Origin of the sequence: Microaerobacter geothermalis, assembly GCF_021608135.1 — a bacterium.
In the GTDB taxonomy this organism is placed as follows: Bacteria; Bacillota; Bacilli; order DSM-22679; family DSM-22679; genus Microaerobacter; species Microaerobacter geothermalis.
Map to the genome: position 1 here is coordinate 13,449 of NZ_JAKIHL010000042.1, position 15,165 is coordinate 28,613.

Here is a 15,165-nt window from a genome sequence, read left to right on the forward strand (position 1 = left end):
AAAAAATTCATTTTTCACCGGTCATTCCATTTCCGTTATCAATATACAAATGTACATCTTTATCCGTGAGACTAGCAAAAAATATATCTTTGACATCCTGGTATCCTTGTGCTTTTATTTCTGAGTAAAGCCATTCCCTATCCTTTCCAATCAGCCGCAGATTTTTCTCTTGCACCTTGCCTTCGATGATGATAGCCATAGGAAGGCCCTGATATGAAACATTTAATTTTAAATCTTTAGGAGTGATGGGGTTTTTATCTGCCTTGGCAATCACACTAATTCTTCCGATAGGTTCCAAAATGGCATATTCTATATCGTGAATATTAGGATAGCCGGCAGTCCTTAAACTGGCTAACAGTTCTACCAATGAATAACGGCTTTTTTTCATATTTTCCCTAATAATTTTTCCATGCTTGATTAATAACGTAGGTTCCCCTATAAACAATCGATTCATCCATTTATACAGGGTGAAGCGGGAAAACAAGATATGAAGCAAAGCAACGACCGACATCCCGATCAATGTCCTGGAAAGAGATTGATGGAGAATAGGCTGGGTAGCCATGGTCACCACTAAAATGATCGCCATCAGATCATGTGGAGTCACCTGGGCCAGAGAAGATTTTCCCATTAGGCGAATCAGCAATACAGAAAACAGAAACAGAATAATCACTTCAACGATAAATTTTGTCATAAACTTACCCCCGATTTCCCAAACCTACTCCCTATTTTTTATCATTTTTCAAATGCTTATTCTTACTTTGTTCGTTGTATTTACCATTACATCTAAGCCGATATTTCTTTTGAATCTGGGTTAAATTATTCAATGTTTGGAATTCTGCCCATTACTTTTATTGCTAAATCTAAGCCAGCCGCTAGCCGAAAGATGAATATCCAAGGGAGAGTATAAATAGCAAGCCTATGTTTTGTCAGGAAGGAAAAAGCTTACCCTTCCCTGTAAAGGGACGGATAAGCTTATTATTTCACCACACCTATATTTGGTTGAAAAGTGGACCTAGCCACTGGATCAGTTCAATTAAATTAATCTTCCATCGTGGAAAGATCACCGGTAGGCAGACCCAATTCCCAAGCCTTCAGCACCCGGCGCATAATTTTTCCGCTTCGTGTCTTTGGAAGTTTATCCTTAAACTCGATTTCCCGTGGCGCTGCGTGGGCCGCTAATCCTTCCTTCACAAATTTGGCAATATCGGCTTTTAATTCCTCTGATGGCTCATATCCTTGTCTTAGCGCAATAAAAGCTTTGATGATTTCCCCTCTGACGGCGTCAGGCTTTCCGATAACACCGGCTTCAGCCACAGCAGGATGTTCCACCAGTTTGCTTTCTACTTCAAAGGGACCTACCCGCTCGCCAGCAGTCATGATGACATCATCCACCCGTCCCTGGAACCAGAAATATCCATCTTCATCCATATAAGCGGAATCACCGGAGACATACCAGCCAGGAATGCTGAAGTATTCCTTATACTTGGGTTCATTCTTCCATATCTTTCTCATCATGGAAGGCCAACCCGTCCGAATGGCCAGATTTCCCATGCGATATGGTGGCAGTTCGTTTCCTTCATTATCAATAATCGCCGCCTTAATTCCCGGGAAAGGTTTCCCCATAGAGCCAGGCTTGATGGGCATACATGGATAGTTACTGATCAGTTGTCCCCCAGTTTCCGTCATCCACCAGTTGTCATGAATCCGCTTGTTAAACACTTCCATTCCCCAGCGTACCACTTCAGGGTTAAGGGGTTCTCCCACGCTTAGTATATGACGGAGTGAGGACAGATCATATTTTTTGATTACATCTACCCCTGCTCCCATCAACATCCGGAATGCTGTAGGGGCGCTGTACCAAACGGTCACTTTATATTTCTCAATAGTGGCATACCAATCATCAGGACTAAATCGTCCTCCGCGGATGACATTGGAAGCTCCGTTTAGCCAAGGTCCAAAGATCCCGTAGGAGGTCCCTGTTACCCAACCGGGGTCTGCCGTACACCAATACACATCATCCTCCTGCAGATCAAGGACCCATTTGGCGGTCTGGTAATGCTGAATCATTGCATTATGGACATGAAAAACTCCTTTAGGCTTACCGGTAGACCCGGAGGTATAGTGAAGAATCATTCCATCTTCCCTATCTACCCATTCTATTTCCAAATCCTCTGAAGCTTCCTTCATTTCAGCATAATAATCAATATAGCCTTCATCAATTTTTTCTCCCACCAAAATCACATGCTTTAACGCAGTCAATTCCTGAAGGGGAACCCTGGGAAGAAGTTGCGGAGTCGTAACTATGGCTACTGCTTCACTGTCCTGCAAACGGTCCTTGACAGCCGCCTCCATAAAGGCCTCAAAGAGGGGACCCACAATCGCACCAATTTTTAATGATCCCAACAGGCTGACATATAACTCAGGTGAACGGGGCATAAAAATAAACACCCTGTCCCCCTTTTGGATTCCATATTTGCGCAAAACGTTCCCAAATCGGTTAGTTAAGCGTTTTAATTCCATAAATGTATATTTTTCGTCTCTGGTTGCATCACTGTAATACAGAGCGACTTTGTTTTTACGAAAACCTTCGGCATGTCTGTCTATGGCTTCATAGGCCATATTTACTTTGCCAGTTTCATACCATGAAAATTCCTTCTCCACATCCTCCCATTTGAATGTCTTGTAGGTTTCATCGTAGTTTGCAAGATTAAATTTACCCGGAATAACTTCAATGATTTCCGTTGTTTTCACAGAATGTCCCCTCCCATTTTATTTATCTTATAAATTTTCTTTTATCATTATAACATATTCATGCAATTTTGAATGATTTTTTTGTTTAAAAATTCAAAAATTATATGGTGTGTTTGCTCCAACTATATTATGATGAAGTTATGGTGAAAGAGTATGGATCTTAGGAGTGTTCGTTTTATGGATTATAAAAAGCTAGTTCAACAAATGCCCCCTTTTACTTTGTTGGATCAACCAGTATTAGATAAGCTTTTTAGAAATTCCAAGGTGATGGCGTATCCGAAAAATGATTATTTAATACAATCGGGAGAAAGAAATACCCCCATTTTTTTGCTTCTTGAAGGGATGGCAAAAAATTGTGTGCTGCATCGTGACGGTGAAGAAGCAACCATCAAGTTTCATCACCCCGGACAATTAATGGGTGTCATTTCAGCCATAACCAACGAAGACCCAGGTTTTTCTGTAAAAACCGTAACCGAATGTACTTGTCTGGTCATACCTAAGGACGAATTTGGAGCACTTCTCCATCACAATCCCCTGTTTGCCGAATGGATGGCTAAAGACGTGAGTAAGCGGCTAAGATCCCTCTATTATGAGCTGAAAAAAGAAAATATTCATCAGATTCCATCGATCGATCCTTACCCCTTTCGAAAAAAAATCGGGGATATGATGTCCAACCCGGTGCAAACGGCAACCCTTGATCTTTCTCTAACTGAATTGGCTAAAAAAATGGATACTTTCCAGGTTAGTTCATTGGTCATTGTAGATCAATTTGAAACTCCCATCGGAATCGTTACAGAGAAGGATCTAATTCGTTCCTTGTCAAGAGAGGAAATTTACTTAAAAGCATCAGATGTCATGTCCTCAAAAATGGTGATTCTGCATCCAGAAAACAGTTATTATGATGGCCTTTATGCCATGATCAAAAACCATAGTAAACATATTGTGGTGACAGAGAGAAATAAACTGACGGGAATCTTGACCATGAGAAATTTCCTCCAAGCCCGGGGAAGCGATTTTTTGCATGTATTGTATGATTTGGAAAAAAAACAGGATCTTGTGGATCTGAAAAAAATAAGAAAGCAAATTCAACAATTGTTGTTTACCTTATCCGCCCAGCATGCCGATGCAAAGGAAATTTGCTCGATTGCCACAGAATTTTATGACCGCTTGACACAGCGGGTGCTCTTTTTAAAGGAAAGGGAAATGGAACAAGAAGGTTATGGTTCTCCCCCCGTTCATTATTGTTGGGTAGCCATGGGAAGTGACGGGAGAAAAGAGCAAACCGTTCCCTTTGACCAAAATCATGCCATAATTTATCAGGATTATCCTTCTACAGATCAATTGATGATTGAGTGTTATTTTTCCAGATTAACAGAAAAGGTGGTTGACACTTTAATCAAAATTGGGATTCCCAGGCCTAAAGGAAATGCTAGTGCCAATTATCCGCAATGGAGGCGTTCCATTTCAGATTGGAAGGAAGAAATCGATCAATGGAAAATAGATTCATCCCCAGCTGAAATCCGGCATTTCTCCCTTATTACTGATTTCCGGCCGATCTACGGAGATTTTAAATTAGCCCAGAATCTTCGGAAATATATGATGGAGACAGTACCAAAAAAAACCGCTCTTATCAAGCGAATGGTTATGAATGATTCAACCACGGGGGTTCCCCTAGGAATTTTTGGCAGAATTATTACAGAAAAATCTGGAGAGCATGCTTATGAAGTGAATATAAAGGATGGCGGGTTGATTCACCTCATCAATGGACTTCGTGCCTTTTCCCTTTGGCATGGATTATCCGTTGTTTCATCTTGGGATCGTTTAGCTCAACTGCACGGGATAGGAGAATTCTCAATAGATGAAGTAGAGGAAATTGAAAGGGCCTTGCACTGGTTTATCGTACTTCGTTTAAAGCAAAATGCTTGGAGGGTGGAACAAGGGATTGGCGTCAGCCATTTTATCAATCCGGATCATCTCAGCAATGAAGAACGGATCCGGCTCAAGGAATCTCTTTCCACCACCAAATGGTTTCAGCATGTGGTTAAACGATATTTTCTGAAAGAAATCGAAGGTGGATCATGATGAACTCTTTTCCATGGAGAAAGTATCTAAAGCATATCCTGGGGAAAAGGGATAGGGACATAAGAGGAGAAATTGATCAGCAACTGTTGCATCAGATCGTCCACCTGATTGATACATGTCATGGGATATCCCCCGATACCCCATTGAATAAAATGACCTTTGTCGTTTTTGACACCGAAACGACCGGATTTCATCCCCATGCCGGGGATGAAGTTATTGAAATGGGAGCCGTTAAAATCATCAACGGAGAAATTCGATATGACCAGACCTTTCACTCCTATGTGAATCCCAGAAAGGAAATTCCTGAGGCAGTGACCGCCATTACCGGGATTAATGTAGACAAAGTCCGCCACGCCCCAATCCTTTTAGAAGCCGTGAAAGAATTCCTTATTTTTATTCGCAATGTCCCTTTGGTTGGTCATTGTATTCATTTTGACATACAGTTTCTTAACTTTAAACTAAGAAAAACGTGCAGAAGGAAAATATCCAATCCTGTCATTGATACCCTCAGTTTAGCCTCGATGGTTCATCCAACCATGGGAAATTATACGTTGGATGAACTGTTAGATTTTTATCATATCCCTAATAAAAATAGACATACTGCACTTGCAGATGCCATCATGACTGCTCAATTATTCATTAAACTCATTCAGAAGCTGCAGCAAAACAGGATCAAAACTTTGCGGGACTTGACCGATGAAATCTTTCATATGCAACGGTTTCCATCCTGATCATCAAATCGAATGCAAACCCTCCCTACGGGTTCTTTATGGCATCAAGCAACCATTTTCAAGGCACACGTAAGAATCACTTGCGCCGAGACGACGTCCCGCTCCTCTCTGACGGGTTAGATTAAAAAGGGGCTAAAAGACCCTGTTAAGATAAATTAAATTACAAAAAAAGGAGGGTATTGCCCTCCTTTTTATATAAAACGATAGATGAAAAAGATAATCTTATGCGGTAGAGGATGATGCTTTTGGTTTAGCCTTGGGTTTTTTGGGGCCCGTTTCTTCTTTTCTCACAAAATGTCCTGAACCTAGCCAGGCAGAAAGGGCAAACATCAGATAGATCGCTTGCGTTGCTTCATTTCCCTGCAAGAGAAGTTGAAGTCCAATCCCCAATCCTAATGAGGGGATCACAAGAAGAAGAGTTCGCATCACCCGCTCAAATCCCGGTCGAGGGGATAATGGCCAGGCCCGTGAAAAAACAACGCCTAGCGCTACACCCAAACCAACGACGATAAATATTTGCATGATGACAAGAGGGGTAGGGAAAGGCCAACCCATTAGGTAATAGCCAATGATATAAAAAAGTTCAAGGAAAAAAATGATTCCAACAGCTTTTCGAACTACTCTAAGATCCAGCATCGGTGTAAACATATAAATCCCTATGGCAAGAATCCCAAGTATGATCGTCCATGTCATCTTATTGGCCTCCTATCTATGAAAAGAAGGTGATCGGGAAGGGCTGATCCTCCCCGATTTAAATTTTCAAGAGCATACATTATCCGATGTGAATTTATAGTTCCGTCTATATATAACCATTCCTATCCATTCATGTAATCCTATTTTTCTTAGTGAGAATGTCTTACGCCTCCTGTATTGGAATCCACCGTATCAAATATTTCCGGTGTGCGAATATCCTCTACCATATCCTGAATTTCCTGGGGTGGTGCTTCCGTTGCACGGGATACAACGAAGGATACGATGAAGTTAAGCAACATTCCGACGACTCCAATACCCTGGGCACTAATTCCCAAGAAATCTTTGATAACCGGTGCCGATGTGCCGAAGATTTGCGGAGAACGCATGAGCAGAATCATAATTCCGGTGAACAAGAGTCCGGTAAGGATACCGGATATGGCACCTTCACGGTTCATCCTCTTGTCAAAGATACCCAACAGGATAGCGGGGAACAAGCTTGCTGCCGCCAGACCGAAGGCAAACGCGACCACCTCACCCACAAATCCTGGCGGTTTGATCCCGAAATATCCAGCTAGCAACACGGCAAGGAAAATCATCAGGCGTCCAACCTTTAGCCGCTGCGCTTCTGAAGCATTAGGTCGAAATACTCGATAGTATAGATCGTGTGAAACGGCACTGGACATTGCCAGCAATAAACCGGATGCCGTTGATAGGGCTGCCGCCAGACCCCCTGCTGCCACGAGGGCGATAATGAATGGAGCCAGCTTAGCAACCTCAGGAGTTGCAAGAACGATAATATCACGGTCAATGGTAACTTCATTCGTGTTTTTATCCCCGGTGAAAGAAAGATTTCCATCACCATTTTTATCCTCAAGTTTTAGCAAACCGGTGGATTCCCATTTGGATACCCATTCGATTTGCCGTGCCTCTTCGATTGGTTTCGCATTTAAGCTTTCTATTAAGTTATATTTTGCAAAAACCCCAATAGCTGGTGCGGTAGTGTATAGCAATGCGATGAAAACCAATGCCCAACCGGCGGACCAGCGAGCCGATCGTACGTTTTTAACGGTATAGAAGCGAACAATCACGTGGGGCAGTCCAGCAGTACCTACCATAAGGGCCAGTGTTACAGCAAATACGTTAACAGCCGACAAACTCTGGAACGGTGCAATATATTCCTTTAGACCCAAATCGACCTGCAGTTGGCTTAAACGTTGGGCGATATCGCTGAACGTAAGAGCCAATTGCGGAATTGGATTGCCGGTAAGCTGGAATGCGATAGCGATCGCCGGAATAAGATAAGCTAGGATTAATACAAAGTACTGTACAACTTGAGTCCAGGTGATCCCTTTCATTCCACCAAGTACGGCAAAGAAAGCAACTATTGCCATTCCGATGATAACTCCGACAGCGATATCCACCTGTAAATAGCGACTGAAAACGATTCCAACGCCGCGCATCTGACCAGCAACATAAGTCAAAGAGATAAATATCGTTGCTATCGCTGCCACGGCACGGGCACTGTTAGAATAATATCGGTCTCCGATAAAATCTGGAACGGTATAGCGGCCAAATTTACGAAGATATGGCGCAAGCAGAAGGGCAAGCAATACATATCCGCCAGTCCAACCCATCAGATATACTGTGCCATCATACCCCATAAATGCGATAAGTCCGGCCATCGAGATAAAGGAAGCGGCAGACATCCAGTCAGCAGCAATTGCCGCACCGTTTGCAACGGCAGGAATTTCTTTGCCTGCAACATAGAAGCTGGCAGTATCTCTAGCTTTTGCCCACCAACCAATATAAATATAAATGCCAAATGTCAGAATCACTAAAATAAGTGTTAAAGCTTCGACACTCATGATGAGACCCCCTTCCCTGGTTTAGTGCTTGATACTTCTGCTTTCCCGGTAATCATTTGGTCAAGGCGGTCCATCCGTTTGGCATAATAAAAGATCAGAACAACAAATACCAAGATTGAACCTTGCTGAGCAAACCAGAATGAAAGCGGAACTCCAAAAAACTGAATATCGGAGAACGGTTTCGCCAGAATGATGGCTGCAAGATATGACACCACCGCCCAAATAATCAAAAGATTGCGAATAAGAGCGATATTCTTTTTCCAATACTCTTGCTTCTGCTGTTCATGATTAGCCGACATGATTACACCTCCGTTAATAATTTCGAAGCGTTACAGCGATGAAAAATTTGAAATTTCTGTGACAAAAAATAAACCGCTTGCAAAGAATTTCAAAGTTGCTGTTCTTATCACCCCTTTCATTTTTCTAAATTTTATTATAATAAGAAAATTATAAAAATGATAAAAAGTTGCGCGAATTGCAAATAATTGTGCCTGAACTGTAGATAATTCGGTATAAATGGCTACGAAGAATGATTAACGTTGAAAAATTTCGAATAGATGTTTGGCCGAAGAGCGGCTTACCGGAATTTTTGTCTTTTCTTTATTTTTAAGAATCAGATTATACGCTCCATTAAACCAGGGAACAATTTCCTGGATATATTCAATATTGACCAAATAGCTGCGATGGGAGCGAAAAAACGGCAAGTCCCTTAATTTTTCTTCCAGTTCCTGCAGCGTCATTTTTGTTTGCATGATTTCTTGATCCGTGTGAATTTCTAGGTACCTCTCGGCTCGGACCACATAATAGATCGAATGGGGGTTAACGACAACCACTTTCTCTCCATCTTCAATCAACAATTTAGAAGGTTGAGACCGCTTGGCATCTGGGACTGAAAATGGTTTAGCTTCAAGCGCAAATTTTTTTCTTATGCGGTTAATGGCTTCTTTAAATCGACCGGTGTCATAGGGCTTCAACAGATAATCAACGGCTTCCAAATCAAAAGCCTGCAATGCGTATTCATCGTAAGCGGTGGTAAAGACAATCAGGGGGGCATTGGGGTTGTCCGCTTTTATTTTTTCAGCTACTTTGATGCCTGACAGGCCCGGCATATGAATATCGAGGAATATAACGTCCGGTTGGTATTTATCATTTAATTCCAATAATTGTTGTCCGTTTTCCGCGCTCGGGCAAAGAATAAAATCTTCTTCATGCTGAATAAGATAGGCTAATTCCTCCCGGACTAAGCGTTCATCTTCAGCAATCATCGCCTTGATTTTCATGCAATTTCTTCCTCCTCTCTTTCGAAAGAAACGGGAATTTGAAAAGAAACAGAGCATCCCCCTGATGGGACATTCCTGAAATGAAGAGAAGCCTTTTCTCCTAATAAGCTGGTTAAACGCTGGTTCACATTATAAAGCCCAATTCCGCTCCCTTTTTTGCTGTCTAGTGGATGTTTTCCTAATTGCTTCAGCAAGTGTTCAGGGATTCCAGTTCCATTATCACATATCTCAATTTGCACTACATTCTCCATACGTTTCAGGTGAATCTGAATTTCCCCACCACATTCCATATCCCTTAATCCATGCTGAATACTATTCTCTACTAAAGGTTGCAGTGTAAAAGGGGGAATAAGCACTTCCTCCAGTCCGTCTGCAATAAGATAATTTACTTTCAATTTATCTGAAAACCGCACTTTCATAATTTCCAAATAAGCATGTAGCTGTTTCAGTTCTTGTTCCAGGCGAATGAATGAAGTAGAAGTCAGTTTCAAATTACTTCTCATAAAGAAACCCAATTGTACAATAAGATGGCGTGCCAGAGTTGGATTGACACGTATCAACGTAGCGATGGAATGTAGTGTGTTAAAGAGAAAATGCGGATTAATTTGTGCTTGTAAGTTACGCAGTTCTGCCTCTTGAATTAACGCCTTCATTTTTTCAGCGGCCACGACATCTAATTGATTGGAAATCAATTTTCCCAATCCCTGGGCCAGAGCAATTTCTACAGCACGTATTTGTTGAGAGCGTCTAAAATATAGCTTGATCAACCCTGCTACCTCTCCAGACTGGCGAATAGGGACAATAATCGCCGCCTGTAATTGGCATTCGAGATACTGACAATGGATTTGTTCACGATCATAGGCAATTTGAATTTCTCCCGTCTCTAACGCTTTATCAGAAAGAAAGGTTTTAAGGGGTTCCCCCTGTTGGTGATGATCGGCTCCCAGTCCGATATGGGCAAGAACTTCTTTTTTATTTGTCAGGGAAACGGCAGCAATTTTTAGCTCATTGCGCAATAACTGGGCTATTTTCATTGCCGTTTGAAAATTATACCCTTGCCTTAAGTGAGGAAGAGCTTCTTCAGCAATTTTTAACGCTCGTTTGGTTTCCAGGGCCGCTTCCTGTTCTTTTTCATTTAGCGCCACTTGAATCATAGCCGTAAAGATAGCAATCGCTACGCTATTGGTAATCACCAGCGGTAGACCGATCGTATTCACTAATTGAATCGTATCATCAGGATTTGACGTAAAAATGAGTATCAAGGCCATGTGCAAAATAGGGGTAAACATCCCAATAAATAAAGCCTTTGCCGGAGCAATCACCCGTTCCTGTGAAAAGAAACGGGCCGTAAAACCGGCGAACAAACCAGATAAAGGATGAACCAAAGTATTGGCAATTACCCCTTCCCCGCCTAAAAAATATAAATACCCGGCGACAATAAACCCAGACCCTAACCCTACTAAAGGTCCTCCCATCAAACCAGCGATCACAACAGCTACTAAGGTTGATCCAACAAGCGTTTCTCCTTCTTCAAGTCGAAAAATCAATAACTTGGAAATTATCTCTCCGTCTGCGATAGTAATCCCTGCTTGTGCCCCAGCAATACCAAAAATCCCAAAGATCATCGAGTGCAAAAGAATTGTCTTTAAATCAAGTTCACGATCCAATAAATAACGAAAGGAAGGAATTCGAGTCATCATAAAAGCAAAAACCAGCCATAATCCAATCCGTTCAAATAAGGTAACTGTAAGTGCCTCCATGTTCACACCCTCTTTACTTTAACCCTGTTTGCGATTGAACAAGGATCTTGATGAAAGTTTCCTCATCAATGGCCTGTTTGGAAAATACCGTTCCCAAAACAGCCCCCAAAAATCCAAGTGGAATGGCAATAATGCCTGGGTTATATAAGGGAATAATCATCAAGATATAAGGACCTAAGAGTACTAAAATCACTGCAGCCGCCAGTCCCGTAACGATACCTGTTATCGCCCCCGTCGAATTAAAACGCCTCCAATACAGGGTAAACAAAAGAAGCGGTAAGTGAGTGGATGCGGCTACCACAAAAGTGAGCGAAACAAGAAATGTGACATTGATATTTTTTAATCCCATAGAAAGGAGAATCGAGAATAAACCGATGAATGTGGCGGTTAATTTAGCCACTCGCAATTGCTTCTGTTCACTAGCTTCCCCTCTACATAAGTAGTGATTGTAAATATCATGGGCAAAGGATGATGTGGCAGAAATAACCAATCCTGTGACAACGGCCAAAATCGTTGCAAAAGCAATAGCAGAAATAAAGGCCATCAGAAAATCTCCTCCCAAGACAGCAGCTAATAGTGGGGCAGCCAGATTTCCTGTGGGGTCAATCGACACAAGTACCTCCCAGCCAACAAAGGCTACAGCACCAAAACCTAAAATTAGTGTCATTAAATAAAATAAACCGATAATCCAGGTCGCCGTGATGACAGATTTACGAACGGCAAGGGCATCTTTTACCGTAAAAAAACGAATCAAGATATGGGGAAGTCCAGCGGTACCCAAAATTAACGTAAGATTTAGCGAAAGAGTTTCCATCGGATTAAGGAACAGATTACCGGGATAGAAAAATTGTTCTCCAAAAGGGGTTCCCTTGCTTACATATTCCATTAGACTGAAGAAATTCCAATCAAAGCGGGACAAGACAATCAGAGAAATAAGAAACGTCCCGGACATAAGCAAAACAGTTTTTACAATTTGTACCCATGAAGTGGCAATCATCCCGCCAAAGACCACATAAATGGTCATTAAACTGCCGATAATAAATACTGCTGTCCCGTATTCAATTCCCAATAACAATTGAATTAAGAGACCAGCTGCTACTAATTGGGGTATGATGTACAATATTGAAATAATAATGGTGCTTAATGATGTAATGAGACGCATCTTCTGAATGGGAAAGCGGGCAAAGATGACATCACCAAGGGTAAAGGATCCCAAGTGACGGATTGGTTCGGCAATGACCAATAAAAGCACCAGATAAGATACGAGAAAGCCAATGGAGTAAAAAAATCCATCAAAACCCTTCAAGGCAATCGCCCCTGTAATTCCCAAAAAAGAAGCTGCGCTCATGTAATCCCCGGCAATCGCCAAACCATTCTGAAAACCGGTAAGGCTTGCGGACACTGAATAAAATTGGTGGGTTGTGGTCCCTCTTTTAGCAGCCCAATAGGTAATAATTAACGTACCGGCAAGAATAAACAAGAAGAAAATAAAATAGGTCAAATTCATGGTTAATTCCTCTCGTTCTCTATTTCATCCCTTATTCGATCAAAAATTCTGGCTTTATAAAAATAAATAATTCCTAATACCCAAACCATCATAAATTGGGCAAATGCATAACCCCATCCCCAAGTAAGCAAATGGTAAAAACGCCTATTCATGATCTCGGCAAAAAGGGAAATCGAGAGTGGCAACATTAAATAAAAGCTGAAGAAAAAGAGGACAGCTGGGATGACAAATTTTTTCTTTTGCTTCACTAATCTTTGAAAAGTAGATGAATAAAAAATCCTCTGAAAATCACGGTTGTTCACAGAAAAACCTTCCTTTCCCGTTTTTTAACCGCCGATCACATGAAAGCGGCGTGATGTCATTTGTTTGACCCATTTAGCTGTTGACAGCGCTTCTTTTAACTGTAACAGTTCATTTTTAGATAAATCACTTATGTCAATCACATTACTTAAAGGAAGCCCCTTTCTTACCTGTTCCATGTTTAAACGAATGCGCATGAGCATCAGGATGTTGAAAGCAGACTCTATCTGATGGGTTTCCTCTCCGGTAAAAATGGATAAATGGTGCAAATGTTTTAATCTATCCATCGTAGTTACTTGACTTACTCCATATTTTGCAGCAAAAATACGAAGACAGTTGACAATATGCATAACCCCACCCGTCTTTAAATCAATCTGTTCCTTATTTTCATTTTTGGTCGGCAACAATCTGCCGAACAGACCAATGGGAATAGAAAAAGAATTATTGTCTCTTGCCAAATGAAAATGCAAAATTTCATGGTGAGTAATCTGTTTTGTTAAATACGCTCTCAACTGTTGATACAGCCCTACATTGCCATAAACTCCCCGACAGTCAAGAAAAATAGTAAACTGCCGAATTTCATCTCCTTCAAGTTTGAAACGCCAGCGTTTAATTTCATCTTTCCATCCAGTTAAAGTGTTGCGCCAACGAGGATTACTTGCCATCACATTCCCTTGACAGCGTGGAAAACCACAGAGCTCTAAGTTTGCGACGACTAGGTTTGAAAACTCCTGAAAATATCTCTCGGTTTCCATAAGCAGCTGTTTATCATCTATATCCTCATAGATGATGGCATTGTCCTGGTCTGTACTTAGTGTTTGCTCCTTCCGACCTTCGCTTCCCATTGCCAACCAACAATAATCAACCGGCGGGTATCCATATCCTTTTTGGGCCATTTCCTCTTCGGTAATCTTTAATATCCGCCGAACAATACTATCATTGCATTCACTGATAATATGACAGATTTCATTGGCACCAGCCCCCTCGGAAAGAAGGCTCTCCAGTACTCTGCTTACTTTTGGTTTTACCCGGACTAAGCCCTGAATGGTTGTCTGTTCTTCTATTTCTTTTACGACAGATAAAACTTCTATTCCCCTAACATCCAGCAAGGTCCTTAGCGTTACAATTCCAACCAGATATCCCCGATCGACAATGGGAATATGCTTGATTTTCTGCTTCATCATCACGATTAAGGCTTCAAAGAAAAGAGCATCACTGTCTAAAGTAATCACCGGAGCAGACATAATGTCCGCCGCCCTAAGGGAATCAATGGGCTTTCGATCAGCGATAACCTTCATCAGATCCTTTTCAGTCACAATCCCCAGCACCCTTTGATTCTCTGTGATCAATACCGAGCTGACACCATGGGCTTGAAACAATTGGGCCAATTCTGGAAGGGAGATTTCCTTTGCTCCTTGAATCACCGGTGATACCATAATTTCTCCCAATCGTTTTCCAAAAGGATAGGATTCACCCGTTATGGAACGGAAGGACCTTTCCTGCTGAAGTCTTTTATACAACAGTCGAAGTCTTTGACTCATATTGCGTGTCATCTCTTCGGCAAAAGCAGGATTTCGACCCAGAAGCCTCTCAAATATTGACTGCGGAATAATAAGAACCTTGCTGTCTTGAACAGCTTCAAGGGAAAAAACCTCATCCTCTTTTGTCAGAGCAGAAATGATGCCAACCAATTCACCCGGATAAAAAAACTTCACTGTCATTTCCTGACCATCATCTCTGATCAAATAATTCTTTAATAATCCTTGGATAACTAGATATAATTGCGGCGGAGTTGAAAAATCATGACGAATTTTTTCATTTTTTTTGTACGCTTTCACACTTGACTGAAGGAGAATGTTTGTAATTTCTTCTTTATCTAAAGCTTCAAAAGGAGACACTTGGCTTAAAAATTCGATGAACTCCTGATCACCCTCTTTCATTTGACTCTCTTCCATTTTCCCTTGATTCTCTTCCATTTCATCACCCGCCCTGGGTAATTTTTTTGAGTTTAAAAGAAGTGTCCCTTATCCGGCACACTTCTTTGATATGAAAATAATTCCCTCCCGGGTCATACTGATCTAAAAATGTCAAGTGCTTGGTATCAATTTCCAGATAAAAATGGGTATAGGGATGCCCGGGATAATCGTTGTAAATGTTTCCAGTAGTTATGATGCAGTATTCTTCTGAACTTCGTAT

The 15,165-nt window shown here is 41.5% G+C and carries 13 protein-coding genes; 2 read left to right on the forward strand and 11 right to left on the reverse strand.

All coding sequences use genetic code 11. From position 1 onward, the window contains the following. Window positions 1-7: 7 nt before the first annotated feature. Both L1765_RS13495 and acsA read right to left on the reverse strand, forming a co-directional pair. A complete protein-coding gene (locus L1765_RS13495) occupies window positions 8-691 on the reverse strand; it encodes a DUF421 domain-containing protein (protein WP_236408013.1) in 684 nt (227 codons plus the stop codon). A 347-nt stretch (window positions 692-1,038) separates the two neighbouring features. Further along, window positions 1,039-2,751, reverse strand: coding sequence for an acetate--CoA ligase (gene acsA, locus L1765_RS13500; protein ID WP_236408014.1), 1,713 nt, complete (start codon window positions 2,749-2,751; stop codon window positions 1,039-1,041). Between the two features lie 177 nt (window positions 2,752-2,928). Here acsA and L1765_RS13505 point away from each other — a divergent pair, with 177 nt between their 5' ends. Both L1765_RS13505 and L1765_RS13510 read left to right on the forward strand, forming a co-directional pair. Further along, a complete protein-coding gene (locus L1765_RS13505) occupies window positions 2,929-4,833 on the forward strand; it encodes a DUF294 nucleotidyltransferase-like domain-containing protein (RefSeq protein ID WP_236408015.1) in 1,905 nt (634 codons plus the stop codon). Next, complete coding sequence (locus L1765_RS13510; protein ID WP_236408016.1) at window positions 4,833-5,564, forward strand: 3'-5' exonuclease; 732 nt, start codon at window positions 4,833-4,835, stop codon at window positions 5,562-5,564. The genes L1765_RS13505 and L1765_RS13510 overlap by 1 nt, the downstream gene beginning before the upstream one ends. Before the next feature lie 222 nt (window positions 5,565-5,786). Here the strand turns inward: L1765_RS13510 and L1765_RS13515 are convergent, their stop codons facing one another. The 9 genes from L1765_RS13515 to L1765_RS13555 form a co-directional block, all read right to left on the reverse strand. Next, window positions 5,787-6,257, reverse strand: coding sequence for a hypothetical protein (locus L1765_RS13515; RefSeq protein WP_236408017.1), 471 nt, complete (start codon window positions 6,255-6,257; stop codon window positions 5,787-5,789). A gap of 149 nt (window positions 6,258-6,406) precedes the next feature. Continuing rightward, complete coding sequence (locus L1765_RS13520; RefSeq protein ID WP_236408018.1) at window positions 6,407-8,122, reverse strand: sodium:solute symporter family protein; 1,716 nt, start codon at window positions 8,120-8,122, stop codon at window positions 6,407-6,409. Next, complete coding sequence (locus L1765_RS13525; RefSeq protein WP_236408019.1) at window positions 8,119-8,421, reverse strand: DUF4212 domain-containing protein; 303 nt, start codon at window positions 8,419-8,421, stop codon at window positions 8,119-8,121. Before L1765_RS13525 ends, L1765_RS13520 begins: the two co-directional genes overlap by 4 nt. A gap of 234 nt (window positions 8,422-8,655) precedes the next feature. Beyond that, the gene (locus L1765_RS13530; RefSeq protein WP_236408020.1) at window positions 8,656-9,402 is read right to left on the reverse strand and encodes a LytR/AlgR family response regulator transcription factor; all 747 of its coding nucleotides are present in this window, start codon (window positions 9,400-9,402) and stop codon (window positions 8,656-8,658) included. Next, the gene (locus L1765_RS13535) at window positions 9,399-11,162 is read right to left on the reverse strand and encodes a LytS/YhcK type 5TM receptor domain-containing protein (RefSeq protein WP_236408021.1); all 1,764 of its coding nucleotides are present in this window, start codon (window positions 11,160-11,162) and stop codon (window positions 9,399-9,401) included. Before L1765_RS13535 ends, L1765_RS13530 begins: the two co-directional genes overlap by 4 nt. Before the next feature lie 13 nt (window positions 11,163-11,175). Next, the gene (locus L1765_RS13540; RefSeq protein WP_236408022.1) at window positions 11,176-12,669 is read right to left on the reverse strand and encodes a solute symporter family protein; all 1,494 of its coding nucleotides are present in this window, start codon (window positions 12,667-12,669) and stop codon (window positions 11,176-11,178) included. 2 nt (window positions 12,670-12,671) lie between these two features. Beyond that, window positions 12,672-12,971, reverse strand: coding sequence for a DUF485 domain-containing protein (locus tag L1765_RS13545; protein WP_236408023.1), 300 nt, complete (start codon window positions 12,969-12,971; stop codon window positions 12,672-12,674). Window positions 12,972-12,995: 24 nt separating this feature from the next. Continuing rightward, window positions 12,996-14,945: a DUF294 nucleotidyltransferase-like domain-containing protein gene (locus L1765_RS13550; RefSeq protein ID WP_236408024.1), complete on the reverse strand. Its 1,950-nt coding sequence runs from the start codon at window positions 14,943-14,945 to the stop codon at window positions 12,996-12,998. 4 nt (window positions 14,946-14,949) lie between these two features. Beyond that, a partial coding sequence (locus L1765_RS13555) for a hypothetical protein (protein ID WP_236408025.1) occupies window positions 14,950-15,165 on the reverse strand: 216 nt, incomplete at its 5' end.

Bases quoted from the DNA above. Each gene is read 5' to 3' on its own strand.
- L1765_RS13510 (WP_236408016.1), top strand. From the start codon at position 4,833: ATGAACTCTTTTCCATGGAGAAAGTATCTAAAGCATATCCTGGGGAAA.
- L1765_RS13495 (WP_236408013.1), bottom strand. From the start codon at position 691: ATGACAAAATTTATCGTTGAAGTGATTATTCTGTTTCTGTTTTCTGTA.
- L1765_RS13505 (WP_236408015.1), top strand. From the start codon at position 2,929: ATGGATTATAAAAAGCTAGTTCAACAAATGCCCCCTTTTACTTTGTTG.
- L1765_RS13540 (WP_236408022.1), bottom strand. From the start codon at position 12,669: ATGAATTTGACCTATTTTATTTTCTTCTTGTTTATTCTTGCCGGTACG.
- L1765_RS13515 (WP_236408017.1), bottom strand. From the start codon at position 6,257: ATGACATGGACGATCATACTTGGGATTCTTGCCATAGGGATTTATATG.
- L1765_RS13530 (WP_236408020.1), bottom strand. From the start codon at position 9,402: ATGAAAATCAAGGCGATGATTGCTGAAGATGAACGCTTAGTCCGGGAG.
- L1765_RS13550 (WP_236408024.1), bottom strand. From the start codon at position 14,945: ATGGAAGAGAATCAAGGGAAAATGGAAGAGAGTCAAATGAAAGAGGGT.
- L1765_RS13520 (WP_236408018.1), bottom strand. From the start codon at position 8,122: ATGAGTGTCGAAGCTTTAACACTTATTTTAGTGATTCTGACATTTGGC.
- L1765_RS13525 (WP_236408019.1), bottom strand. From the start codon at position 8,421: ATGTCGGCTAATCATGAACAGCAGAAGCAAGAGTATTGGAAAAAGAAT.
- L1765_RS13535 (WP_236408021.1), bottom strand. From the start codon at position 11,162: ATGGAGGCACTTACAGTTACCTTATTTGAACGGATTGGATTATGGCTG.